Origin of the sequence: Flavobacterium fryxellicola (assembly GCF_900143245.1) — a bacterium.
Taxonomy (GTDB): Bacteria; Bacteroidota; Bacteroidia; order Flavobacteriales; family Flavobacteriaceae; genus Flavobacterium; species Flavobacterium fryxellicola.
Map to the genome: position 1 here is coordinate 115,832 of NZ_FRDK01000008.1, position 26,112 is coordinate 141,943.

At 34.3% G+C, this 26,112-nt stretch carries 26 protein-coding genes; 12 read left to right on the forward strand and 14 right to left on the reverse strand.

What is annotated here, in order from left to right; all coding sequences use genetic code 11:
- The first annotated feature begins 233 nt into the window (after nt 1-233).
- Both BUA03_RS12250 and BUA03_RS12255 read left to right on the forward strand, forming a co-directional pair.
- Nucleotides 234-920 carry a cell division ATP-binding protein FtsE gene (locus tag BUA03_RS12250; protein WP_066082580.1) on the forward strand — a complete coding sequence of 229 codons (687 nt, stop codon included), beginning with the start codon at nt 234-236 and terminating at the stop codon, nt 918-920.
- On the forward strand, nt 920-1,810 hold the full coding sequence (locus BUA03_RS12255) for a glycosyltransferase family 2 protein (RefSeq protein ID WP_066082582.1): 891 nt from the start codon (nt 920-922) through the stop codon (nt 1,808-1,810). The genes BUA03_RS12250 and BUA03_RS12255 overlap by 1 nt, the downstream gene beginning before the upstream one ends.
- On the opposite strand, the gene BUA03_RS12260 is transcribed toward BUA03_RS12255, so the two are convergent.
- Genes BUA03_RS12260 through BUA03_RS12270 form a run of 3 tightly spaced genes read right to left on the reverse strand, consistent with a single transcriptional unit; the run spans nt 1,807 to nt 4,132 of the window.
- Nucleotides 1,807-2,907: a glycosyltransferase family 4 protein gene (locus tag BUA03_RS12260; RefSeq protein ID WP_066082584.1), complete on the reverse strand. Its 1,101-nt coding sequence runs from the start codon at nt 2,905-2,907 to the stop codon at nt 1,807-1,809. The two genes, BUA03_RS12255 and BUA03_RS12260, sit on opposite strands and share 4 nt — an antisense overlap.
- Nucleotides 2,904-3,311 carry a sugar 3,4-ketoisomerase gene (locus tag BUA03_RS12265; protein WP_066082585.1) on the reverse strand — a complete coding sequence of 136 codons (408 nt, stop codon included), beginning with the start codon at nt 3,309-3,311 and terminating at the stop codon, nt 2,904-2,906. The genes BUA03_RS12260 and BUA03_RS12265 overlap by 4 nt, the downstream gene beginning before the upstream one ends.
- Entirely contained in the window at nt 3,308-4,132 is an 825-nt protein-coding gene (locus BUA03_RS12270; RefSeq protein WP_066082588.1) for a glycosyltransferase, read from the reverse strand. The genes BUA03_RS12265 and BUA03_RS12270 overlap by 4 nt, the downstream gene beginning before the upstream one ends.
- Nucleotides 4,133-4,176: 44 nt before the next feature.
- Between BUA03_RS12270 and BUA03_RS12275 the strand changes: the two genes are divergently transcribed.
- Nucleotides 4,177-5,313: a glycosyltransferase family protein gene (locus BUA03_RS12275; protein ID WP_066082590.1), complete on the forward strand. Its 1,137-nt coding sequence runs from the start codon at nt 4,177-4,179 to the stop codon at nt 5,311-5,313.
- Here BUA03_RS12275 and BUA03_RS12280 read toward each other — a convergent pair.
- From BUA03_RS12280 to BUA03_RS12300, 5 genes are read right to left on the reverse strand one after another with little or no spacing between them, the layout of a single operon-like run.
- Nucleotides 5,276-6,574 (reverse strand): O-antigen translocase, encoded by a 1,299-nt coding sequence (locus BUA03_RS12280; RefSeq protein WP_066082591.1) that lies wholly within the window; start codon nt 6,572-6,574, stop codon nt 5,276-5,278. The two genes, BUA03_RS12275 and BUA03_RS12280, sit on opposite strands and share 38 nt — an antisense overlap.
- The gene (locus BUA03_RS16960; protein WP_066082593.1) at nt 6,574-7,143 is read right to left on the reverse strand and encodes an acyltransferase; all 570 of its coding nucleotides are present in this window, start codon (nt 7,141-7,143) and stop codon (nt 6,574-6,576) included. The genes BUA03_RS12280 and BUA03_RS16960 overlap by 1 nt, the downstream gene beginning before the upstream one ends.
- Nucleotides 7,144-8,280: a DegT/DnrJ/EryC1/StrS family aminotransferase gene (locus tag BUA03_RS12290; protein WP_066082595.1), complete on the reverse strand. Its 1,137-nt coding sequence runs from the start codon at nt 8,278-8,280 to the stop codon at nt 7,144-7,146.
- Nucleotides 8,277-9,227: a GNAT family N-acetyltransferase gene (locus BUA03_RS12295; RefSeq protein ID WP_066082597.1), complete on the reverse strand. Its 951-nt coding sequence runs from the start codon at nt 9,225-9,227 to the stop codon at nt 8,277-8,279. The genes BUA03_RS12290 and BUA03_RS12295 overlap by 4 nt, the downstream gene beginning before the upstream one ends.
- Before the next feature lie 35 nt (nt 9,228-9,262).
- On the reverse strand, nt 9,263-9,865 hold the full coding sequence (locus tag BUA03_RS12300; RefSeq protein WP_066082598.1) for a trimeric intracellular cation channel family protein: 603 nt from the start codon (nt 9,863-9,865) through the stop codon (nt 9,263-9,265).
- Nucleotides 9,866-10,042: 177 nt separating this feature from the next.
- On the opposite strand from BUA03_RS12300, the gene BUA03_RS12305 reads away from it, so the two are divergent.
- From BUA03_RS12305 to BUA03_RS12335, 7 genes are all read left to right on the forward strand, one after another.
- Nucleotides 10,043-10,828, forward strand: a complete 786-nt coding sequence (locus BUA03_RS12305) for a TrmH family RNA methyltransferase (RefSeq protein ID WP_066082655.1) — start codon at nt 10,043-10,045, stop codon at nt 10,826-10,828.
- 90 nt (nt 10,829-10,918) lie between these two features.
- Entirely contained in the window at nt 10,919-12,466 is a 1,548-nt protein-coding gene (locus BUA03_RS12310) for a serine hydrolase (RefSeq protein WP_066082600.1), read from the forward strand.
- Nucleotides 12,467-12,558: 92 nt separating this feature from the next.
- Complete coding sequence (locus BUA03_RS12315) at nt 12,559-14,781, forward strand: RelA/SpoT family protein (protein WP_066082656.1); 2,223 nt, start codon at nt 12,559-12,561, stop codon at nt 14,779-14,781.
- A 120-nt stretch (nt 14,782-14,901) separates the two neighbouring features.
- Complete coding sequence (locus tag BUA03_RS12320) at nt 14,902-15,369, forward strand: Fur family transcriptional regulator (RefSeq protein WP_066082602.1); 468 nt, start codon at nt 14,902-14,904, stop codon at nt 15,367-15,369.
- 43 nt (nt 15,370-15,412) lie between these two features.
- Complete coding sequence (locus BUA03_RS12325) at nt 15,413-16,684, forward strand: adenylosuccinate synthase (RefSeq protein ID WP_066082603.1); 1,272 nt, start codon at nt 15,413-15,415, stop codon at nt 16,682-16,684.
- Nucleotides 16,685-16,853: 169 nt separating this feature from the next.
- The gene (gene nudK, locus BUA03_RS12330) at nt 16,854-17,435 is read left to right on the forward strand and encodes a GDP-mannose pyrophosphatase NudK (protein WP_066082605.1); all 582 of its coding nucleotides are present in this window, start codon (nt 16,854-16,856) and stop codon (nt 17,433-17,435) included.
- Nucleotides 17,435-18,316 (forward strand): DMT family transporter, encoded by an 882-nt coding sequence (locus BUA03_RS12335; RefSeq protein ID WP_066082607.1) that lies wholly within the window; start codon nt 17,435-17,437, stop codon nt 18,314-18,316. Before nudK ends, BUA03_RS12335 begins: the two co-directional genes overlap by 1 nt.
- Before the next feature lie 267 nt (nt 18,317-18,583).
- On the opposite strand, the gene BUA03_RS12340 is transcribed toward BUA03_RS12335, so the two are convergent.
- The 3 genes from BUA03_RS12340 to BUA03_RS12350 form a co-directional block, all read right to left on the reverse strand.
- A complete protein-coding gene (locus BUA03_RS12340; protein WP_066082609.1) occupies nt 18,584-19,222 on the reverse strand; it encodes a peroxiredoxin in 639 nt (212 codons plus the stop codon).
- A 255-nt stretch (nt 19,223-19,477) separates the two neighbouring features.
- On the reverse strand, nt 19,478-20,689 hold the full coding sequence (locus tag BUA03_RS12345) for an MFS transporter (RefSeq protein ID WP_066082612.1): 1,212 nt from the start codon (nt 20,687-20,689) through the stop codon (nt 19,478-19,480).
- A gap of 42 nt (nt 20,690-20,731) precedes the next feature.
- Nucleotides 20,732-21,640 carry an AEC family transporter gene (locus tag BUA03_RS12350; RefSeq protein WP_066082614.1) on the reverse strand — a complete coding sequence of 303 codons (909 nt, stop codon included), beginning with the start codon at nt 21,638-21,640 and terminating at the stop codon, nt 20,732-20,734.
- 601 nt (nt 21,641-22,241) lie between these two features.
- Between BUA03_RS12350 and meaB the strand changes: the two genes are divergently transcribed.
- Entirely contained in the window at nt 22,242-23,333 is a 1,092-nt protein-coding gene (gene meaB, locus BUA03_RS12355) for a methylmalonyl Co-A mutase-associated GTPase MeaB (protein WP_066082657.1), read from the forward strand.
- Between the two features lie 5 nt (nt 23,334-23,338).
- Here the strand turns inward: meaB and BUA03_RS12360 are convergent, their stop codons facing one another.
- The 3 genes from BUA03_RS12360 to BUA03_RS12370 form a co-directional block, all read right to left on the reverse strand.
- Nucleotides 23,339-23,569: a hypothetical protein gene (locus BUA03_RS12360; protein ID WP_066082617.1), complete on the reverse strand. Its 231-nt coding sequence runs from the start codon at nt 23,567-23,569 to the stop codon at nt 23,339-23,341.
- A gap of 72 nt (nt 23,570-23,641) precedes the next feature.
- Nucleotides 23,642-23,872: a hypothetical protein gene (locus BUA03_RS12365; protein ID WP_066082618.1), complete on the reverse strand. Its 231-nt coding sequence runs from the start codon at nt 23,870-23,872 to the stop codon at nt 23,642-23,644.
- Nucleotides 23,873-23,902: 30 nt separating this feature from the next.
- Entirely contained in the window at nt 23,903-25,285 is a 1,383-nt protein-coding gene (locus BUA03_RS12370) for an MATE family efflux transporter (protein ID WP_066082658.1), read from the reverse strand.
- Nucleotides 25,286-25,430: 145 nt separating this feature from the next.
- Between BUA03_RS12370 and BUA03_RS12375 the strand changes: the two genes are divergently transcribed.
- A complete protein-coding gene (locus BUA03_RS12375; protein ID WP_245792642.1) occupies nt 25,431-26,093 on the forward strand; it encodes a hypothetical protein in 663 nt (220 codons plus the stop codon).
- Nucleotides 26,094-26,112: the final 19 nt, after the last annotated feature.

Below are 26,112 nucleotides of genomic sequence, written 5' to 3' on the forward strand. Positions count from 1 at the left end.
TAATAATTCAAATATATTATATTCTGAACTCTATAACGAATCACAATTGGTTTTTATTATGAATATTTATTCTCTAAGGCATAATTTGACGTTCTTTCGATACTATTCGTAAAATCTGACATTCTAAAAATACGCCAATATTCCTATTTTCTCTAATTCTGTTTAATACAACAGAATTTATTTTGAATAGAAGCGTTATCTTATTACTTTTACCCCATAAACAAATGCAAATTATGTCACAATCCGTACTGTCTTTAAAAAATGTAACTATTTATCAAGAAGGAAAATCTATTTTAACAGAGGTGAACTTGGAGGTAAATCATGGAGAATTCCTTTACATCATTGGAAAAACAGGATCAGGAAAAAGCAGCTTAATGAAAACTTTATACGCTGATTTGCCGTTAACCGAAGGAGAGGGAAACATTGTAGACTTTGATTTAGCTTCTTTAAAAGAAGATGACATTCCTTTTTTAAGAAGAAAAATTGGAATCGTTTTTCAAGATTTCAAACTGCTTCCAGACCGCACTGTGAATGACAACATGCTTTTTGTACTTAAAGCAACGGGCTGGATCAACAACATAGACATGCAGCATAAAATTGAAGAAGTATTGAATAAAGTAGGGATGAAAGATTTTGGTAAAAAAATGCCTCATCAACTTTCTGGAGGTGAACAACAACGAGTGGCCATCGCTCGTGCTTTACTGAATGATCCCGAATTAATTCTTGCAGATGAACCAACAGGGAACTTGGATCCACAAACGAGTGCTGAAGTATTGGAAGTATTAAAGAAAATCAATGCCAATGGAAAAACCATCATTATGGCGACACACGATTATGCCTTATTGATGAAATTCCCTTCCAAAACATTAAAATGTGAAGACGCTAAAATTTTCGAAGTGATTCAGCAGAGAACAGCGTAATGCTTTCTATTCTGGTGCCAATATACAATTATAATGTATATCCTCTCGTTGTTGAGTTGCACAAGCAATGCATCGAATGCGGAATAGCATTTGAGATTTTATGCCAGGATGATGCGTCACAATCTACCTTGAATGCGATTAATGAGAATGTAAACACTCTATCCAATTGCAGTTTTATTTCCTTAAAACAAAACATTGCGCATCGTACAAACAGAAATTCACTTGCCGAAAAAGCTAAATATGATTATTTGCTTTTTATTGACGGTGACTCGATCATAATTAGTAACGATTACATCAATAAATTCATTTCTAATTTATATGATAATGACGTTGTTTATGGTGGACGGCAACATCCCGCCAAGTGTCCTTCAGACAATCAAAAACTACGTTGGAAATACGGAAAATTTATTGAAGATAAAGCTGCCGAAAACAGAAAGAAAAAACCATATCCATCCGTGCTCTTTAACAACACTATAATTAAAAAAGAGTGTTTCAACCAAGTAAAGTTTGATGCCCATTTAAAAAAATACGGTCACGACGACACCCAAGTTTCGTATCAATTGAGTTTATTAAAATCTAAAGTAAATCACATTGAAAATGCTGTTGAACACGGAGATATCGATTCAAATATGATTTACTTAAACAAAACAAAAGAGTCATTAGAAAATTTGATGGCGCTGTACGAAGCCAAAAAAATTGACGTTGCGTTTGTGAAACTGCTTCGATTCTATGACTTTTTGCGAAGAACAAAATCTACTTTTATTATTGCAAAAATACATTCTGTGTTGGAACAACATCTCTTTCGGAATTTAACCGGAAACCAACCTAATTTATTGCTGTTCAATTGGTTTCGAGTTGGCTATTTATGCTCCATAAATCAGAAGAGTTAATTCTTTTTTATTCCAATGAATAATTCATTCCACGTTTGCATAATAACATCGATGTTGTATTTTTCGCTGGATAATTTTGCCTTTTCACCCATCTGTTGTCTTAGTGTCACATTTTCAATTAGAGCCTCCACGGCTTGAACATAATCAGATTCATTGCCATTTTCGATCAAAAAACCATTTTCGTTCGGAGTCACTATCCCTCTTGGGCCACTGGGGCAATCATAAGCAACGATTGGCAATCCAGCCGCCATCGCTTCAATTAATACCATCCCAAAAGCTTCAAAGCGAGACGTCATTAAATAAAAAGAAGCCTCTAAATACTTCTCTTCAATATTTTGAACTGGCTCAAGAAAAGAAATAGTATTACAAATATCTAGATTTTTAGCGATTAAGCGTAAATCTAGATTTTCAGTTGATTTCCCGTAAATATCCAACGACCAATCCGGATGGTTAATTAGTACTTTTGACCAAATTGCCAGCATCCTGTCAAATCCTTTTTCATAGGTATGTCGACCAACAGCAATTACTTTTTTGTTTTGTAGAGCATTCTGTTTTTCTGTCGTAAACCATAATGGATTTGGAATCACCAGCGTGTTTTTGACATTCCACTCTTTTACACTTTCGCTAGTTAAGACTACAAATTGATCATACTTTTTGATACCCCTAGTTTTCAAAATACTCCTAAAAATCGAAGTGACTTTTGTGAAAATGTTTTTTTTAACTTCTCTTTCCTCAATAAATCTGGAGCTGTGCATTTCTAGAATAAGCGGAATTTTATTTTTTAAAACAAAAGGAATTAAATAGGCTTTTAGACCGTTATCACAAACAATAATAACATCTGGTTGAATGGTTTTTACTTTCGTTTTTAATGCATTTTGGTACAAATTAAAAAAACCAATAGCAGTGCCTGTTAACAGCATATCATGAAAAATAATAGTCTTATTGAAAGGATAAAACAAAGGAGAAAAGCCATCATTTTGGGTTAAAATATGCACTTCATACCCTAACTGTTCTATAAGATAATTCGTTTTGACCGAAAGCACTCTGGCGACTCCGCCCTCGTTATTTATGTTGGGAATTATATAGAGAAGTTTCATTTTTTTGACTCCAAAAATTGATCAAAATCACGTATATAATCGGCTTCTTCAAAAACATCTGAGGCAAAAACCAAACAAACGGCTCCTGAAGAAAAGTTTTGCAATTCTCTCCAAATGCCGATTGGAATAAGTAATCCAACATTTGGTTTATTCAATTGAAAGGACTTTTTTTCAAATCCATCGTGAAGAACGACCTCAAAACTTCCACTCAAAGCAATCAAAACTTCTTGTTGAACAATATGTGAATGACCCCCTCTAAAAGCAGTACTAGGAACATCAAAAAGGTAGTACACCCGTTTGAATTCGAATGGTAAAACGCCTTTTTGAACAAATGCTAGGTTTCCACGCGTATCTTCCACAACGGGAATCTTTAATAATTGAATGGAATTTACAGTTGTTTTCATTTCTTCATTTGTATAAAATCTATCTTGCCTTTATTTGCTGATTTTAGCGCTGCATACAGCTGCTTTATTTTAATTTTATTCTGTTTAAGATCGAAAAAAAGTTTTAAAAAAACACCTTTATAATAACCGTGTTTTGAAACTCTGGTTAAGAAAGCGCCTTGCACGTAATACCTTTGTTTAAAATTTAATTTATCGTCTGTTGACAACCTCGAATGACTTGCAATAACTTTTGGTACACTAATTACGATTTGTTTTTGCTGCTTCCAATCAGATAAAAAAATAGCTTCTTCACCCATCATAAAGGGACTTCCTAAACCAAAATTAGTGTCAAACATACTATTCAATTGGTCGAAAGTTGCTTTTTTAAAACTTATTTCAATTGACAAAATGCTACAAATATCTAGAAAACTCAATTGCAATTTTGTCTTAGAAGGATATTTTTTCAACAAGAAACCATTAAAATCCTCGAGTGCAAAACAAATACTAACTGCTTCAGGATATTTGTTATATGCTTCCAGAATAGTATTCTCGAAACCTTCCTTAAATACTTCATCGTCATCCGCGATTAAAACAATTTTCCCTTTTGCATTTTTGATTCCTGTATTTCTGCTTTTTGACAACCCTTTTTCAAATGAATTGACTATTCGAATTGACGGATAATTGGAAACTACTAGTTTATCTGGTTGGGTTTGATTGACAATTAAAATAGAAAAATTTGAAAAATGAGAGAACGGAAACATCGGAATCAAAAAATCCAAAGAATCTCTATTCATCGTTGATAATACTATTTCCAGGTCTCCTTTTATAAATTCTTTTATCAATTTGTACTTATATTTACACAAATATAAATAATTCAGATTTGTAAATGAAAATACTTTTGATAGGCGAATACAGTCGATTACATAATTCTTTAAAAGAAGGATTATTAGTCCTGGGACATGACGTAATGCTGTTATCCTCCGGTGATCATTTCAAAAAGTTAGACACGGACCATTCCTTTCATTCCTCTTTTTTATCCGATTATTGGTTACCGTTAAAAATAAAAAATGCTTTTTACAAACTCACGAATATTGATTTAGCGAAAGCGGAAAGAGGACTTCGTTTTCACTTTTTAATACAACAATTAAAGCACTTCGATCACGTACAACTTATTAACTCTGATGCCGTTGAAACCTTCCCTTTTCTATCTCGAATACTGTATAAAAAGATATTCAATAAAATTAAAAATCGAAGCTTATTAATCTGTGGTGACGACACCCCAATTATAGATTATTTATTAAAAAAAGAGACAGAGTATAGCATTTTGACTCCTTATTTCGAGAACAAAACTTTAAAAAAACATTTTGAATATCCATTAAAATACACTGGTAAAAACTATCGAAAAACTTTTGAATGGTTATCCAAAAATTGTCAAAATCTTATTACCTCCGATTTAGATTATAAAATTCCAATGGAAAAAATGAAATATAATGCACATTTTATTCCAAATCCTGTTAATATCAATAGAATTGAATTTAAAGAACAAAAAATCGATGACAAGATTGTTATTTTTTTAGGGATAAATCGCTCCAGTTACATCAAAAAAGGAATTCCTTACTTTGAAAAAGCATTGCAAATTATCCAAGAGAAATATCCTGAAAAGGTAACAGTCATCATCACTGAAAACATTCCTTACACCGATTATATTAATAAATACAATACAGCTCAAATTGTATTAGATCAAATTTATGCTCAAGACCAAGGCTATAATGCACTGGAAGCCATGGGAAAAGGTAAAGTTGTTTTTACTGGTGGAGGAAATGAATTTGTTAATCACTATAAATTGACAGAAAAAGTCAATATTAATGCGCTGCCAGATGTAGATTATCTTGTGCGTGAATTATCATTTTTAGTTGAAAATCCTGAAGAAATAATTGCCATTGGCAAACGAGCCAGAGCATTCATAGAGCGAGTACACGACTATATTAGTATTGCGAGTCACTATTTGGCAGCTTGGAAATGAAAAATAGTTTTCGAAACATAAATAAAATTAGCACGAACAATATCAAATTGGCGACAAAATAAGCCATTACAGCACCTTGAAATGAAAAAAGTGTAATTAAATAAAAAGACACTACTAGATAGGAAACATTAAATACTATTTCAAGAATGAAATATTTTTTAACCCTTGCTTTCACAACAATTTGATAGCCAAAAGCCAAAGTCATAATCCTTAAAAAATCACCTAAAAGCTGCCAAATTAATACATCCTTCACCTTTAAAAAAGATTTTGTAAAAGCAATGTCCAAAATAATTCCTTTTAATAAAAAAACAAGCACTATTACTATAAAAAATAGAGGAACAAAAACACCAAAATATGATTTTAATTCTATTTTGAACTCCTCCTCTGTTTTTAAAGAAGATAATTTGGGGAGGTAATATAATGATAAGCCAGAGCTAAAAACCAACATGTAAAAACTGGAAAATTTATTCGTTGCATCCCAAATACCGGCTTCTTGTATAGAATGCGTTTGGATTATGAAATTTCGTATGAGCAATAACGTAACAGGTGTAAGTATGGCACTCAATAAAGCCATTGAAGAAAACCTCTTGATGCTGTCTAAGTATTTCTTTTCTATAATTTTCTGAAGGCTAAATTGAAAATAACTTCTGTCTTTTATGATAAAAGCAAAAGTCACGACCACCAACACTAATTCGCTCAAAGCAATTGCTATCAATCCCCCGTTTATGGCATTATTTACTATCAAAAAAGTTGTTAAACTAAAAATTAATAGATTCGAGACAATCTGCAGAATTACAATTTTTTTATATTTTTCTAAAGCATTATAGATGGCCATCCAAAATGTATTAATAACAATTAAAGGCAACAATAATCCAAAAAAACGAATGGGATACGCAAAAGAATTAGTAAAAAATAAAAATTCGGATATTACATTGGCGAAAACTAAAATTAGCAAACCTAAACCTGTTGAGACAAAAAGGAAAAACCAAAAAAAAGTAGAATAAATGACACCTAATTCATTTTTATTGTCTTTATTTTCCACAAAAACTTTAATGAATGAATTGTTAATTCCTAATGTTGCTATGGACTTCATCATGGATGTAAAATTCCTAAAACTTCCTAACAGTGCCATTCCTGAAGCACCTAAATAAATAGAAATAATTTTTGTGGAAATAATCCCTAGAACAAAACTCACCGCCACTGAAATCGAATTAAGTGATATTACTTTTAAAAGTGGATTTTGTTTGATGGTCTTTAACATTATAAATTTCTTATGACTTTTGCAGGATTGCCTGCCGCGATAACATTTTTGGGAATGTTTTTGCTCACCACAGATCCATTACCTATGACAGAATTTTCTCCTATCGTAACTCCTTTTAAAATAGAAACACTTGAACCAATAAAGACATTTTTACCAATATACACTGGAAAAGAAATTGGATTACTTTCTTTTCTTTTATCAAGATCTAAATGATGCCCGTCGTTATCCATGATCGTACAGTTTCCGCCTATTAAAACATTATCTTTGATTGTAACTTTGGAAGAACAAATAATCGAAAAAGCATTATTAATAGCAACATTACTTCCAATGCTAATTTCGCTACTTTCATATTTTGCTTCCATAAAAGTATATCCTAAATAAAAATAGGGTGACGAGACTACCCCAATTTGTACATTTTCCCCAAAAAAAATTTTCCCTTTTCCTTTTAATAATAAAGGATAGAAAAGGTTTGGCTTACCAGCTACACGTTCGCAATCTGAGAGGAATTCATACTTTTTAATTCGAAAAGTAACAAAGCATAATTGTTTTATTTTGCTAAATAATCCCATTTAATATTTATTTAAAAGTACAACAATATAACTGACCTCCTCCATCGTCAAAACCGGATTCATGGGCAAGCTTAAAACTTCCTCATGTATCATTTCCGTAATTGGAAAAAATAAATTATTGTACTGTTTTAAAGCTTTTTGCTGGTGTGGCGCAATGGGATAATGAATTACAGTTTGTATCCCATTTTTGCTAAGGTAATCTTGAAGCGCTATTCTGTTTTTGGTTCGAATTACAAACAGGTGAAAAACATGATCAGATTGCTTCGTTCCAGGCAATTGCAGTTGTGGCAAGATGATTTTATCGTTTCTTATTTCAGAAAAATAGCGTTTTGCAATGGTTCTTCGCTTTTCATTTTCAGCATCTAAAAACGGTAATTTCACATTCAAGAATGCTGCCTGCAACTCATCTAACCTCGAATTTACACCAACATAATCATTATAATATTTAGTTTCCGAACCATAGTTGCGCATTGAAAAAATCACAGTAGCTAAAGCTGTATCATTTGTGGTAATAGCACCAGCATCTCCCAAACAACCTAAATTTTTTCCAGGATAAAAACTAAAAGCAGCCGCATTACTCAGATTACCTGCTTTCCGCTCTATTGCGTTTGAGATACCATTTTTAGAATCGAGTACTGCTCCATGAGCCTGAGCTGCATCTTCGATTACCAGCAAATTATTTGCCACAGCAATTTCGTTTATCGCATCCATTTCGGCCAATTGTCCATACAAATGAACAGCCAAAACAGCTTTGGTTTTGGGCGTAATTTTAGCTAAAATTAATTCCGAATTTATGTTGTACGTTGCTACTTTTGGCTCGACCAAAACTGGAATTAAATCTGCCTGTAAAATCGACAGAATACTGGCAATATAAGTGTTCGCAGGAACAATAACTTCATCGCCTTTTTGCAGTTTTCCAAGTTGGATATAACCTTTGAAAATCAAAACTAAAGCGTCAAAACCATTTCCAACGCCAATACAGTATTTTACACCACAATATGTAGCAAAATTAGTTTCAAATGCTGCAACCTCATTCCCTAAAATATACCAACCTTTGTATAAAACCGTTTTCAATTTTTCTTGAAAAGCAGTTTCATACGGTTCGTTTATTTTTTTTAAATCAAGAAAAGGGATCATGATAGGTTCATTTTATAAAAATCCTGGTTGTAAACAGAGCAACCTAATTCCTCTTTTTGTTTCAAAAGTCCGGCGTGGTATCCTTTTTCATTATCCTCATTAACGATTCCCATATCAAAAAAAAGTTTTCCTTCTTGTTTGTATTTTTCTATTAAAGTTATAAATAAAAAATCTAAGGCACGCAACTCCTCCCCTTTTTTAGTTGTGGCCCCATATTGCGATTTGACGACAGTTTCCATCTCAAATACTGTAATTCCTGCAACAATTTCATCTTGATAATACACTGAAAATTGTTTTATAGATTCGGGAAAAATTGCCTTCAGTTTTGCCATTTCTTGCACTGTATGAACGGGCTTTGCATCATATTTTTGCAATAATCGTGGCTCTAAAACTAAATTCCAGAACGATTCTATTTGTTGTTCTTCAACTATTTGTAGATCAAGCGCTTCAATTTTCCTAAAATGCTTTAATTTGCTTTTTGAAATCTGCAATGGCATGGCTAAATTTATGGCCAAATTCATTTCTTTACGTTCTAGAAGTGCTCCTTTTTTAAGTAAAAAAAAATCAATCTCCTGATTTCCACCAGAAGTATAAAAACAGGGAATAGGCTTATAATAAAATAAAAGTATCCCATTTCCTTTTAAAAAAGACAAAAGAGTATCAATAATAGAAGCCACTTTTTCACCCTTTATTTTGGAAGAATACACTAAACCGCCGTAAGTCAAGCCTTGATGTGAATAAATTGTACTGCGCACTTTATTAGCAGGAAGTAAGGCAATCAGTTTTTGATCCTCATAAATCAGCAAGGAGTAATCCTCAAATCGATCTTTATGATACTCCATAAAATCGCGATGGAACAAGAATGTAGCATTTTTGGCTTGACCAATAAAGGCATTCCAAGTTCCAAAATCGCTTTCTTGATATTGTTTTACAAAATAATTTTTCACTCTTACATTTTAGACTTTGTGAAAGTACTCCTTTTTTATTTATGTTCTAAAGTAGGCAAATACCATTTGAATTTCACGGCCATCAAACGAACCGAAATGATAACTAGTGACGTGGTTAAATATAAAACATCATTGTCCAGATTCAGTTTTCGAAGCAGAAAAAAAACAATTCCACCTAAAATACATATTGTAGCATAAATTTCTCTTCTAAATATAACGGGAATTTCTGTACACAAAATATCACGAATCACACCACCAAAACAAGCCGTCATGGTGCCTAATGCGATACAAATAATAGGATGTAGACCAATGTTGATTCCTTTTTCAAGACCTATCAATGTAAAAACACCCAATCCAATGGTGTCAAATAAAAACAAAGAAGTGCGCAATCTGTCAAATTTTTTTCTAAAAATAATAGCTAAGATAAAGCCAATTGCTATTACATAGACATACTGTAAATCCAGCATCCAGCCCACAGGAGTCCGGCCAATCATGATGTCCCGTAGCGTTCCACCACCAACAGCAGTGACAAATGCGATGATGAACACCCCAAAAGGATCCAGCTTTTTATTCATGGCCGTCAATGCGCCAGACATAGCAAAAGCCATCGTACCGATGATATCTAATAGGTGAAACATTTGATTTGGGATTTTGATTTTCGAATTCGGACAAAAATAAAGAAATTCCTCGTGAAACAACCTTGAAACTCCCACAATATGACATTCTCTTGGTTTCTAACAAATATTCGAACCCTATTATAAAAACTGGATTATCTCTATGTATCTTTGTAGCTATTAATTAAATAGTTGAACGTCTTGAAACAAATCACTTCCATACAAAATCCATTTATAAAATCTTTAGTGCAATTGCAGGAAAAAGCAAAAGCACGCAAACAATCCGGAACTTTCTTAATGGAAGGAAAACGTGAAATTGCAATAGCCGTTAAAGGGAGTTACGAAATGGAAACACTATTGTTTTTACCTGAAATTTGTTCCGAGGCGGAAGCGCGTCAAATAGCTACGACTGCAGAATTGATAGAAATCAACAAGGAAGTGTATCAAAAACTCGCCTATCGGGATACTACCGAAGGTATTTTGGCTGTTGCCAAAACCAAATCAATGCAATTATCTGATTTGAAATTATCTGCAAATCCTTTGATTCTAGTTGCTGAAGCGCCTGAAAAACCAGGGAATATTGGTGCACTACTTCGTACAGCCGATGCGGCTAATTTAGACGCTGTGATCATTGCCAATCCAAAAAGTGATTTATACAATCCTAACATTGTGCGTTCCAGCGTAGGTTGTTTGTTTACCAACCAAATTGCTACTGGTACAACATCAGAAATTATTGCTTTTTTGAAAGAACGAAAAATCAATTTTTATTGCGCCACTTTACAATATTCGACTTCGTATCACTTGCAAGATTACACCACCCCAACCGCATTAGTTGTTGGCACAGAAGCCACTGGATTAACGGAAGAATGGAGAAAAGAAGCGACACAAAATATTATTATTCCAATGCAAGGTGAAATCGATTCGATGAATGTTTCGGTTGCAGCAGCCATCTTAATTTTTGAAGCCAAAAGACAAAGAGGGTTTTAGATTTTAGATTGCAGATTAACGATTTTAGATTGCACATTAAAAAATAAGAAATAGTTAAGACTTACCCATTTTATTAAACAAAGAGATAATATGAAAAATAAATTCTTCCTTGCGCTAACATTAATTACAACGACACTTTCTTTCGCTCAAATTAGCTCGACGAAAGTTGATGATTTGGTAAATCGTACGCTAAAAACGTTCAATGTTCCTGGAATTGCTGTCGCTATTGTCCAAGATGGTAAGATCATTCACGCTAAAGGATACGGGGTCAAGTCAATTTTGACAAATGAAAAAGTAGACGCCAATACCCTTTTTGGAATTGCATCCAATAGTAAAGCCTTTACCAGCGCAGCCCTGGCCATTTTGGTAGACGAAGGAAAGGTAAAATGGGATGACAAAGTCATCAAATACCTTCCTAATTTCAAAATGTATAACGACTGTGTAACGAATGAGTTTACGATTCGGGATTTACTGACCCACCGCAGCGGATTAGGCCTTGGTGCTGGAGACTTGATGATTTGGCCCGACGGAAGTGATTTTACAGCTACTGATATTATTCAGAATATACAGTATTTAAAACCCGTTTCTGCCTTTAGAACCCAATACGACTATGACAACTTACTATACATTATTGCTGGAGAAGTAATACAAGTAGCAAGCGGCAGGAGCTGGTGCGATTTTGTAGAAGAACGTATGCTGAAACCCTTGGAAATGAATAATAGTGCTGCTTCCTTTGTACGATTGAAAGATACCACCAATGTTATTGCACCACATGTTCCCATTAACGGGGAACTTAAAGTCATCAAACGCTATAAAAACCAACTCTTTGATGCAGCAGCTGGAATTTACTCCAGTGTGAATGATCTGAGTAAATGGACAATCATGCAAATGAACAATGGAAAATATGGCGCGGATAATAAACAATTATTCTCTAAAAAAGAGCATGACGAAATGTGGCAATTGCAAACTATAATTCCTGCAGTGACAAGACCTCCTTACAATACGCATTTTAGCGGCTATGGCTTGGGCTGGTTCCTAAGTGATGTAAAAGGATACAAACAAGTAACCCACACCGGTGGATTGGAAGGCATTGTAACTCAAGTAACGCTCTTGCCAGAGCTGAATTTAGGAATTATTGTCCTGACCAATCAACAATCTGGTGCTGCTTTTAAAGCCATTACAAATACTATAAAAGACAGTTATTTAGGCATTCAATCAGAGGATTATGTGGCTAATTACAGTGCGAGTCTAAAACAAAATGAAGCCTCAGCAGACAAAGTAACGGAGGAAGTTTGGGCAACTGTAGCTAAAAATAAAAAAGACAATATCAAAATTGATTTTAAAAGTTTCACAGGAACCTACCAGGACAATTGGTTTGGTGAGGTGGTACTTTCAGAGAGAAAAGGAAAATTATATTTTACTTCAAAACGCTCTCCACAGCTTACAGGCGAGGTTTTTTTCTACAAGGATGCGAATTATGTAGTAAAATGGGATAATACTTATTTCCATGCGGATGCGCATTTATTTTTTAAATGCGATGCTTCGGGCAAAGCAGTTGAAATAACGATGAAACCCATTTCTGAATTAACTGATTTTAGCTATGATTTTCAAGATTTAGATTTTAAAAGAAAAAATTAAATAAAAAGCTCAATTTCTCAAACCTTAAGTTCAAAGATACATTTGCATATCTCCGAGCTTATTGTTATTTTTAGGAAATGAACCGCGCCGTTATGACAGAAATAGATTTAGAAAAAGAAAACAAAGCAATTGCTCAAGAATACAAAGAATTACTGCGGATCAGTTATCAAACCTTAACTCCCGAAGACAAGAAACTGATTCGAAAAGCATTTGATGTGTCCGTAGAAGCCCATAAAGAACAACGGAGAAAATCAGGCGAGGCCTACATCTTCCACCCTATTGCTGTAGCAAAAATTGTTGCTTCGGAAATAGGCTTGGGAGCTACCTCTATAGCGGCAGCCTTGTTGCACGATGTTGTCGAGGATACACCAACTACTGTGCAGGATATTGAACGCTTGTTTAATCCAAAAGTAGCTCAAATCGTAGAAGGACTGACCAAAATATCATTGGTACAAAGAGATTTAAATGTTTCCATGCAAGCAGAAAATTTCCGTAAAATGATATTAACCCTGAACGATGATGTTCGTGTTATTCTTATCAAACTTGCAGATCGTTTGCACAACATGCAAACTATGGATTCGATGCAAGAGGACAAACAAACAAAAATTGCATCCGAAACTTTGTACATATACGCACCACTAGCACATCGCTTGGGGCTGTATAATATAAAAACCAAGCTGGAAGATTTAGGATTAAAATATACGGAACCTGCAATTTACAACGAAATTGTCAGCAAAATAAGAGAAACTAAAGAAGAACAAGATGCTTACATAAAAGACATTTCTGATATTCTCAAAAAATCATTAGATGCAGAGGAAATTGATTATTTCATAAAAGGTCGACCAAAATCGATCTATTCTATTCGCAGAAAAATGTTAGCGCAAAACGTGAGTTTCGATGAAGTATATGACAAATTTGCATTGCGCATTGTTTATAAATCAAATCCGCATGAAGAGAAATTTATTGCTTGGAAAATATATTCGATAGTAACCGATCATTACAGACCGAGTCCAAGCCGTTTACGTGACTGGATTTCATCACCAAAATCAACGGGTTATGAAGCCTTGCATATTACCGTTATGGGGCCTAAGGGCCGTTGGGTGGAAGTACAGGTTCGGAGCGAACGAATGGATGAAATTGCTGAAAAGGGATATGCAGCGCACTACAAATATAAAAGCGGTGCAACAGAAGAAAGCGGTTTAGATGTCTGGCTTAATTTACTCAAGGAAGCTTTAGAAAATTCAGAGACCAATGCCGTAGACTTTGTGGAAGATTTCAAAATGAATTTATATTCAAAAGAAATCTTTGTGTTTACCCCAAAAGGAGAAATAAAATCATTGCCAAAAGGCGCTACATCCCTTGATTTTGCTTTCAGTATTCACTCTGAAATTGGTATTAGAACCAGAGGAACGCGTGTCAATGGAAAACTTGTTCCTTTAAATTTCGAATTAAAAAGTGGAGATCAAATAGAAGTCATAACATCACAGCATCAAAAGCCTACAATTAACTGGCTTGATTATGTTACCACCTCTCGGGCAAAAACGAAAATAAAAAATGTTTTAAACGAAAATACCAAGAAAATTGGTGAAGAAGGCAAAGAACTACTTACTCGAAAATTAAAGCATCTAAAAATAACCATGAGTGAGCAGGTTATTAATGAGTTAGTCAACTTTTTTAAACTAAAAACGAGTTTAGATTTATTTTATAGAGTAGGAATTGGAGCTATCGAGAACCAGCAACTTAAAGATTACGCCGCGCAAAAAAGCAATACATTCATTAATTTTTTCAAAAATAAAATGAAGCGTTCTTCCAGTACTACTGCTGACGAGGACATTCACAAACCAATAGTTAACAGTAATTATGACATGCTGGTTTTTGGGAAAGAACATGACAAACTAGATTATAAATTATCTCCTTGCTGCAATCCTATTCCTGGTGATGACGTATTTGGGTTTGTAACAATCAATGAAGGGATAAAAGTGCACAAAAAAGATTGCCCTAATGCTATAGGAATGCAATCCAATTATGCCTATCGAATTATGTCGGCCAAGTGGATTGATTCTTCACAGGAAGAGTTCAAAGCCATTATAAACATAACAGGAATGGATGTTTTAGGACTTACAAATCAATTAACAAAAGTGATTTCGAACAATATGCATGTTAATATTCAAAGTATAGCTTTGAGCACTGACGCTGGAATTTTTCATGGCCAAGTTGCGGTAATTGTTCAAAACAATACCATTTTGAAAAAAATGATTAACAATATCAAAAAGATTGACGGAATTGATAAGGTAACTCGGGAGTATAAAACGTAGCACAATTGTGATTTTTGCTCCCTTTTTCATAGGCATTTTGCACTAGCATTGGAACAAACTTGAAACTTAACAAACCGGAAACTTTAAACTTTAAACTAAAAAAATTATCTTTGCCAGTATATGACACTCATTTCCACAGATAACACCAAAAACCAAGAAATTGTAAAAAATGTTTTTACAATGTATCTTGAAAAAAAAGGACATCGCAAAACCCCTGAACGTTATGCTATCCTTCAGGAAATTTACGATAGCGAAGAGCATTTTGATGTAGAAAATTTATATATCAAAATGAAAAATAAAAACTATCGTGTGAGTAGGGCAACGCTTTACAATACAATCGAGTTACTGTTAGATTGTGCTTTAGTTCGCAAACACCAATTTGGACAAAATCAAGCACATTATGAAAAATCGTATTTTGACAAGCAGCACGACCATATTATAATGACTGATACAGGTGAGGTAATTGAGTTTTGTGATCCGAGAATTCAAAGTATCAAAAAAACAATCGAAGAAATTTTTGATATCGAAATTACCAATCATTCGTTATATCTCTACGCAGTGAAGAAACAAAAAGACAACTTGGAATAAGATCGTTTAAAAACATAAAAATTAACTACAAATAACGTACAGAATGACCGTAGATTTATTACTAGGATTACAATGGGGAGATGAAGGAAAAGGAAAAATTGTTGACGTTCTTACCTCTAAATACGATATTATTGCTCGTTTTCAAGGAGGACCAAACGCAGGACATACTTTAGAATTTGACGGAATAAAACACGTACTTAGAACCATTCCTTCTGGAATTTTTCACGGAAATAACATGAATATCATTGGTAATGGTGTTGTGATTGACCCTGTAGTTTTTAAAAGTGAAATTGATGGCTTAGCCAAATTTAACTTGGACTTAAAGGCAAAGCTAATTATTTCTAGAAAAGCTCATTTAATATTACCAACCCATCGTTTACTGGACGCAGCCTCTGAAGCATCAAAAGGAAAAGCGAAAATAGGTTCTACTCTAAAAGGAATTGGTCCCACTTATATGGACAAAACTGGAAGAAACGGTATCCGTGTTGGAGATATCGAACTTGAGGATTTTGCAGATCGTTACAGAGCTTTGGCGGATAAGCATGAAGCTATGATTGCGTTTTACAATGTTGATATTCAGTACAATTTACCCGAATTAGAAAAAGAATTTTTTGAAGCAATCGAAGATTTAAAACAATTAGATTTTATTGATAGCGAAGAGTATTTACACCAAGCTCAAAAGGCAGGTAAATCAATATTATGTGAAGGTGCTCAAGGTTCATTATTGGACGTTGATTTTGGGACTTATCCTTTTGTAACATCCTCTAATACTACTGCTGCTGGTGCTTGTACTGGTTTAGGAATTGCTCCAAATAAAATCAAAGAAGTCTATGGGATTTTTAAAGCGTATGTAACTCGCGTAGGTAGTGGCCCGTTCCCAACGGAACTTTTTGATGAAGACGGAGCTACTATGGCAAGTGTTGGAAATGAATTTGGATCTGTAACGGGAAGACAAAGACGTTGTGGATGGTTAGACTTAGTAGCACTTAAATATGCTATTCAAGTTAATGGTGTTACGCAATTAATGATGATGAAAGGAGATGTGCTTTCCGGATTTGAAACTTTAAAAGTATGTACCGAATACAATTATAAAGGAGAGAAGATTTCTCATTTTCCTTACAACATCGAACCAGAAAATGTAACTCCTGTCTATAAAGAATTCAAAGGTTGGCATGCCGATTTAACCGGAATGACCACCTATGAAGAATTACCAATAGAGTTGAAAGAATATATCGAATTCATTGAAAAAGAAGTTGAAGTGCCTATCAAAATAGTTTCTGTTGGACCAGACAGAAAGCAAACTATTCTAAAATAAGATTACCAAACGCTCTGAAAATTCAGAGCGTTTTTTTTTAAATAATACACACGCTATTACTTACATAAAAAAAACGACTTGAAAAGATTTTTACAGCAGATAACTCAAGTACACATTTATTAAAAATTCTTTCTAATCCTCTTAATCTGTAATAAAAACTATTTTTGAAATGAAAAACCCCGCTATTAAAATACAAAAAACCGAATTGCTCTCAGACAACTGGTACGTTCTGAACAAAGTCACTTTTGACTATCAAAAAAAAGACAATTCTTGGATCACCCAAAAAAGAGAAGTTTATGACCGTGGGAACGGCGCGGCAATTTTATTGTATAATAAACAACAAAAAACGGTTATTTTAACAAGACAATTTAGATTGCCAACCTACCTGAATGGTAATGACTCTGGTATGATGATTGAGGTTTGCGCCGGACTTTTAGATGAAGACAATCCAGAGCAATGCATCATTCGCGAAACAGAAGAAGAAACAGGATACCGACTTACAGCAGTCACTAAAATCATGGAAACCTATATGTCTCCTGGTGCGGTAACTGAAATTTTATACTTGTTTGTTGGAGCCTACGACGACTCTATGAAAGTCAGTGAAGGTGGTGGAGTAGCACACGAACAGGAAAATATTGATGTACTCGAAATGTCCTATGAAGAAGCATACGCTATGATAGCATCAGGTCAAATTCAAGATGCCAAAACAATTATGTTATTACAACATGCCAAAATAAACAATCTTATTTAATGAATAATCAGACCAAAGGAGTTTTATTTGCCTTATTCGCTACACTCCTATGGTCCGTAAATATGGTCATTGCTAGTGGTGTAAAAGAACACATTCCCCCAGTAGGATTGGCTTTTTGGCGCTGGACCATTGCCTGTATTGTTTTAGCTCCTTTTGCTGCTAACAGGACTTTTGAAAGTTTCCCAATAATAAAAAAGCACTTTTGGTATCTTACGCTTACCGCCGTTTTGGGTGTTTCTATTTTTAACACATTGATATACTTTGCAGGAAAAACAACAAGTGCAGTCAATTTATCATTAATTGCGATTTCAATTCCGCTATTTATCATTATCCTCTCCAGAATCATCTACAAAGAGAAAGTGTCAAATTCAAAAATAGTTGGCATACTACTGCTAATTATTGGAGTTCTGGTGCTTATTACTAATGGTTCACTACAAGCATTGCTTACCATCGACTTTACAATTGGAGACGTATTGATGCTTCTCGCCTGTTTCTTTTTTGCATGTTATACTATTTTAGTTCGAAAAAAACCCGAGCAATTAGTTCCAAAAGTGTTTTTGTTTAGTATTTTCAGTATCGGTACAGCATTACTTTTACCTTTTTATATTTGGGAAAATGTTTACTACAAAAAAGTGATTTTTGATTCTAAAACGATACTGATTACTTTATACGTTGGTATTTTTGCTTCGCTAATTTCTTTTTATTTATGGAACGAGGCAATCCGATTAATAGGATCTTCGAAAACAGCTTTAATTTATTATTTGATTCCAATATTTAGTGGCATTCTTGCTTATTTTTTTCTAAATCAAGCTATTGGACTGATCCAAATCATAAGTATGGGAATCATTATTTCTGGCCTATTCATTACAGCTAAAAAGTAACATATGGCCCTTTTTTACCGCTGACTCTGTTTGTAATTCAAACTTTGAGACAAAAGTTAAAGAGCAAATTTTTGAGAAATTCCAACTTGTACTACAAATTTCAATCTGATCAAATTTAACTACTGTGTATTAAAGCTACCCGTTTATCGTGACATATGAATTAAACGATATTCTTTCACTTCTTTATATCAAAGTCTTTGTGCACAAAAAAAGCAACATAAAATCGTTTTTATGCTGCTTTTCAATCTAAAATAGCGCGGTAAATTACTATTTATTAGGCTGTGGCGTCATTCTTAAATACGGCTTAACGCTGTCGTAGCCTTTTGGAAACTTAGCTGCAATATCTTCATCTTTGATAGCAGTAGAAATCACTACATTATCCCCATCTTTCCAGTTGGCTGGTGTCGCTACGCTATATTTAGCCGTTAACTGCAGGCTATCGATTACACGCAGAATTTCATCAAAATTTCTACCAGTAGATGCTGGATAGGTTAAGGTCAATTTTACTTTTTTGTCAGGTCCAATTATAAAAACGGAACGCACGGTAAAACTTTCACTTGCATTAGGATGAATCATATCATATAATGCTGCAATTCGTTTGTCTTCATCGGCGATAATAGGAAAGTTGACGGTAGTGTTTTGCGTTTCATTAATATCTTTAATCCATTCCTTGTGCGAATCAACTCCGTCCACGCTCAAGGCAATAACTTTTACATCCCTCTTTTCAAATTGAGGGTAATAATTGGCTACGGTTCCCAATTCAGTGGTACAAACTGGAGTAAAATCAGCTGGATGTGAGAACAAAACGCCCCACGAGTCTCCAAGCCATTCATGAAATTTTATTTTTCCTAGTGACGTTTCTGCTTCAAAATCGGGAGCAATATCGCCTAATCGTACTGTTGCCATACTTGTTTATTTTATTGATTACTAACACTGTAAGGTATTGAAATAAAAGCAATAAAGGATAAAATTAATCTTAAAATTGTACTTAAATATCACTAAAGTCAGTACAAGATAGTCCGTAAACTAGACCCTAAGAATAATAAGTATCTTAGCATTGATTATCAAGGCACTCTTTTGTTTACCATTCAGATGAAGAAAGAATGTTTAAAAACAGAAATTGTTTATCGCAAGAAAGATTCTAAAAAATAAATTTCGATGCTATTTTTTCTTTAGGTTAGGCAAAAAGAAAGCGATAACCCCTATCAAAGGCAAGTAAGCGCACAGGTGGTAAACATAAGCTATGCTGGTATGATCCGCAAGATTTCCTAACAATGCAGAACCCAAACCTCCCATTCCAAAGGCGAACCCATAGAAAAGGCCAGAGACCATACCTAATTTTTTAGGCAATAATTCTTGCGCAAAGACCAAGATTGCCGGAAATGCAGAAGAAATAATCGTTCCTATTATGACCGACAAAACGCCTGTCCAAAACAAATCGACATACGGCAACAGGAGAGTAAAAGGAGCAGCTCCCAACACTGAAAACCATATTACGTATTTCCTTCCAAATTTATCCCCTAACGGCCCGCCAATTAAAGTTCCAATGGCACAAGATGCCAAAAATAAAACCAAATGAAATTGGGCTTCCTGAACAGACAAATTAAATTTTTCTATCAGGTAAAAAGTAAAGTAACTAGACATGCTAGCCATATAAAAGAATTTCGAAAAGATCAACACCATCAAAATTCCAACCGAAATCTTTATGGTTTTTTGGGATAAATTAGGCAAATCGATTACTGCTTTTTTAGTACTTCTTAAACTCAGATGGTTTTGGTACCAAAGCGCAATTCTACTCAAAACAAGCAAGCCAATGAGCGCAACAACCACGAACCAAATAATGTAATATTGTGAGTTAGGAACAACAATTAAGGCAACCAATAAAGGCCCTATTGCGGTCCCGGCATTGCCCCCTAATTGAAAAATAGATTGTGCTAAGCCACGTTTACCGCCAGATGCCAAAAAGGAGATTCGGGAGGCTTCAGGATGAAAAATTGAAGAACCAATTCCAACCAATATTACCGAAATGATAATCATTGAAAAACTAGAAGCATACGATAAGAATACAATTCCAGATAACGTAAAAAGCATTCCGAAAATTTGAGAAAAGGGCTTTGGTTTTTTATCCGTGTACAACCCAACTACTGGCTGCAGTATGGAAGCGGCTAATTGGTAGGCCAACGTAATTAATCCAATTTGGGTAAACGTTAACTGGAAGTTTTCTTTTAAAATAGGATAAGCCGCAGGAATAACGGCTTGCAATAAATCATTGAGTAAATGGGCAAATGCTATCGAAAATAATATGGAATAAACGGTTTGCTGAGCAACAGGCGCTCTTTCAATTGGTGAAGCGTTATCAGAAGATACATTCATTTTTTTTCTAAAACTATTAATTATTAATGGCTTACATTTGTTTTAAATTTGGAGCACAAAATACCAAAACACCAAGGTTATAAAAGATAGTGGAATTCCAAAACCAATCATCATGCTGCTTAACCGGGGTTTTAAACCGTGGGAAGTCGCTAAGATACTTGCAGTAATCATGGGAGCCATAGCTGACTCCATAATGGCAACCTCAATCATCTTTGAATGTTGTTGCAAAATTACGACATACAATAAATAAAGCAGTGCAGGAGTCAACATTAATTTATATAAAAGTCCTAATCCTAAAAACTTCCAATGTTGGCTTCTTCTATCAAACTTCAATTGTAAACCGACAGAGAGCATCGCCAGAGGAGTCATAACACTTCCCGTTTTCTGCAATACAATTTGAACGTATTCGTGAAAATCAAAATTCAGATAATTCATTAAACAGGCGCCAAGAAAGGTTATAAAAGGCGGAAAGAACATGATTTTTTTGGCAATATGAAATCCGTTTGGCGTTCCTGTAGAATACAAAGTGGCTATTAGAATTCCTAAAGTGGAAAGCACGACAAACGAACCCGGTTGATCAACTAAAATAGCTGTTTTTAAGCCTTCTTCACCATATAAAGCCTCGATTATGGGAAAGCCTAAAAAGGAAGTATTTCCCAAACCAGCGGTAATTATTAAACAGCCGATAAGTTTTCTGGACCAACCGAATTTTTTTCCCAAAAAACCAAACAAGAAGTAGGCACCAGCAAAAGTAATCCAGGCAACTCCAATAGGAAATAACAATTCGTTACTCCACTCAATTTTTGGAATATAATATAAGGCTAAAGCGGGAAGACACACGTAAATAACAATCTTGTTTAACAACTTGTAGATAGAGATGGGAAATCCTTTTATATTTTGGAAAATAATACCTAAAAACAAAAAAACGAAGATTAGAATAAAGTTGTTCATGGCGAAGAATTGATTGTAAAAATACTATTTAAATTCAGTTGCGGAATAAAGAAATTTTATAAATTATAATTCTAACCAAAAGATAGAAATACATTTTATCTAACCTGTTGGATGCAATTATTCAAAACGTCTGTTCGAGTTTTTTTTGTGAAGTAAAACGGAATAAAACTTCTCGATACGCTCCGCTACTAGAAGCGACGTGTATCGAGAACCGTTTTTAATGAAATTTTTCTTGTTCTCGATACATTTTTCTACCGAAAAATACTCGAACTGACGAAAAATTACCATCAAAAACTAATTACACCCAACGGGTTTTAACTACTATAATACTAGGTGCTTTTTTTTTACTGATAAAGTAAAAAACCTACTTAACATGTTTTATTACAGAGAAACAAATAAAATCGCGCTTAAAATAAAATAATTTGAATTAATTAATGCCACATACGCTCGATTCATGGTGAAAAATAGTTTCAGAAACAGGAATAAACAGCATAAACGCTATATTTTTTTTAATTTTTCGAACCAAAATAACGGTTTCTTAGAGAAATCCTTTTTGAAACTATTTTTGTTTTCACTACTTTTACTTTTCAAACCACACGTTTTGTCAAACAGAAAACCCAACCCTAGCGCCTTACACGAGAAAGCAGGAATTCCTAGGCCAGAAATGATTAGCGCAACCGCCGTTGGGAACATCCAGCACTTTAGAAAAATACAACCCTCAGCGGCAGCATTAGTTGAAGGTATTTTAGCAGGAAACATAACGGCTTTAAGTCGCGCGATTACATTGGTAGAAAGTACAAATGGCACTCATTTGGCGAAAGCCACTGAAGTAATTAATGCGTGCTTGCCTCATGCGAGCCAATCCGTACGAATAGGAATTACTGGTGTTCCGGGCGTAGGAAAAAGCACGTTTATCGAAGCTTTTGGGAAATTCTTGACAGGGTTAGGGAAAAAAGTAGCAGTTCTTGCCGTTGATCCCAGCAGTACGATAAGCCACGGGAGTATTCTGGGCGATAAAACCCGAATGGAAGAATTAGTAAAAGATAGAAATGCTTATATTCGACCATCTGCTTCAGGAGACACGTTAGGCGGTGTGGCACGAAAAACCCGCGAAAGCATTACCCTTTGTGAGGCTTGTGGCTTTGACACCATTATCATTGAAACCGTGGGGGTGGGTCAAAGTGAAACTGCCGTTCACAGCATGGTAGATTTCTTTTTGCTATTGAAAATATCCGGTGCTGGGGACGAATTACAAGGCATTAAACGCGGTATTATGGAAATGGCGGATGCAATTGTAATCAACAAAGCGGATGGCGATAACATTAAAAAAGCGCAATTTGCTAAAATGGAATTCAACAGAGCGTTGCATCTTTTTCCAGCTAAAAAATCCGGTTGGACGCCCACGACGGCAACTTGCAGTTCTGTCACACACGAAGGAATACCTGTGGTTTGGGAAACTATTGAAAAATTTCTTGAATTGACAAAGGGGAATAATTACTTCTTTGAAAAACGAAAAGAACAGAATCAATATTGGATGTTAGAAACGATAAACGAGCAATTAAAACTGAGTTTCTACAATCAACCGAATATACAGCAGCTGCTTGAAACCAATAAAAAAGCGGTACAAAATGATGAAATTTCACCCTTTGCAGCCGCTCAGTTTTTGCTGGAAGAATATTTTAAAAAAGATTAATATTTTTACGCTTTGATCTTTCCTTCTAAAGAGGTTTCGTAGCCATATTTTAACATTAGAAGTCCTAAAATAATTTTGATAAACTTACCAATACTATAACCTGCACCATGCCCTAAATTATACGCATTCCCAAAGTTGGTGTTCGATTTAATTTCAAATGGTAAAAAATTAAAAATTCCAGTGATAATTAACATCGTACCAAAAACAAACATGACATACATAAATATATTTTTCATTTCTACATGATTTAGTTAGATGTACAAAAAACAGGAACTAAGATCTACTGCAATTGTCGCTTTCCACAAAGTTTACTCTTTCTCGTAGCGTTCCATTTCTCGGTCGTAGAATTCGTTTGCAAGAACAATAAGCCCTTCCAATTCAGCATTTAATTCGCCTTCATCAAGATCTTCGGCTTCTTCGATAAACTCTACCTCATCATCCTTTAGATTAATAATAAAACGAGGATAATCGAGGTGTATGATAAAAATATCTTCTGGAAAATCAGTGTTGTCGCCTAGTAAAAATTTTGGTAATTCCATGAATTTAATTATTTAAGTAATTTAGTATATTTATTCTTTTTCGTTTTGAATGACTAATCTTCTTGTTAATCGCGCAAAGCGAATATACAAAAATAAAGCGGCAGCAGTCAATCCCGCCAAAAGTCCTATCCAAATCCCAACTGCTTTCAGTTCCGTGTACTTCCCTAAATAATATGAAATAGGAAAACCGATAATCCAGTAGGAGACAAAGGTAATGTACATGGGGATTTTTACATCTTGTAACCCCCGTAAAGCTCCCAAAACAACGACTTGAATTCCATCGGAAATTTGAAAAATGGCAGCAACCAAAAGTAACTTAGAAGTGATAATAATAATTTCTGAATTATCTAGCAGCTCACTCGGATCATTCATATTTAAAAATAGATGGGGTAAAAATTGATGAAAAACCACAAAGATTATCGCAAATAAAGTTTCCAGAATAATGGCTAACAAGAAAATAGATCGAGCAACAACAATCAATTTTTTATAATCATTAATTCCTTTGGTGTGACTGACGCGAATCATTGCAGTAACGCTTAATCCCATTGCAACCATAAAGGTCGACGATGCTAAAATAAGCGCAATCTGATTGGCAGCCTGGCTATTTTTACCTAAAGAACCAGAAAGCCAAATTGCGGCGGTAAACAAGGTTACTTCAAATAACATTTGCATGGCCGAAGGCAAACCAAGATCGATAATTTTCTTCAAAATTGATTTGCGAATTTCTTTAAAGCTAAAGTTCTTAAAATATTTTTTCATGACGGAATTTTTTTTCATTAGATAATGCATAAAAACAACCATCATTATTCTAGAAATCACAGTGCCCAAGGCCGCACCTAAAATACCTAATTTTGGAAAAATCCAAATTCCGTAAATCAATACATAATTAAAAAAGATATGCACCACATTCGCTAATAATATAGCATACATAGAATATTTAGTTTTCGCTAATCCATCCGCAAATTGCTTATAACCTTGATAAATGATTACAGGAATTAAAGAAAAGGCAACCCAATCAATATAAGGCGCCGCTAAATCAGCCACTTCTTTTGGTTGTTGCATTAAATACATAATTTGTTTGGAAAGCACCGTCAAAATAAATAATGCAACGCCTAATACGGTGCACAAAAGCAGTCCATGATGAAAAGTAGTTCGAATTTTTTGATCATCTCTCTCCGCATCAGCTTCAGCAACTAGTGGCGTGATTGCTGTAGAAAATCCAATCCCTAAAGATAAAGCTATAAAAATGAAACTGTTACCTAACGAAACAGCCGCCAGCTCGGTAGAACCCAATTTGCCTACCATAAAATTATCAACTATTCCTATTAAAGTATGGCCTAACATTCCTAAAATAACAGGGTAGGCTAATTTAATATTATAAGAAAACTCTTTGAAGTATATAGAAAAATTCACTTTTTGCTTTTTAGTTGGCAAATATAATTAGAAGCTTTCAATTGCATCTATACAATTGAATATATAACACAGTTATTTTATTCTGCTACCTAAAAAAAACAAGTAATTCTATAACAAAACAGATAAATTATATAACTTTTCCGTTGTGGAGAATATTACATTTGCACTGTTATTTTTGGGAAAATTAAAACCAGAAAAATACAACAAAATAAAAAAAATAATTATGAAAATCGCAGGAAAAATTAAATTTGCACTAGCACTTACAATCTCAATGATGTTTGCTAGCAATGTAGAAGCTCAAGAAACAACAAATAAAGCAACAAATTACGATCAAGGATTCCGTTTAGGTGTAGGTGTTAATGGTGGATATTCAGTACATGACCCATACAAATTAGCGCTTGGAGCTGATGTAAGAGGACAATATGATTTATCAAAAAGATACTCTTTGACTTTGACTACAGGTTACACGAACTTATTTGTAAGCAAAGCGGATGCTTTTCCTGGACAAACAGAAGGAAAAGATTTAGGGATTATCCCAGCAAAAGCAGGTTTTAAAGCTTTTGTATGGAATGATCAATTTTACTTAATGGGAGAAGCTGGTGCTGCATTTGCAGTAAGTAATGTAGATAATACTAGAGAGAAAACTTCTTTATTGTTATCCCCAAGTATAGGTTACGCAACCAAGTACATAGATATTTCTTTGAACTATACACATTACAGTCATTTTGATCGTCTAAACAATAATGGTTCTCTTGGTAAAGGAGTTGGACAAGTAGGTGTTCGTTTAGCTTATGGTTTCAAACTGTAATACTATTTTGAATTAGATA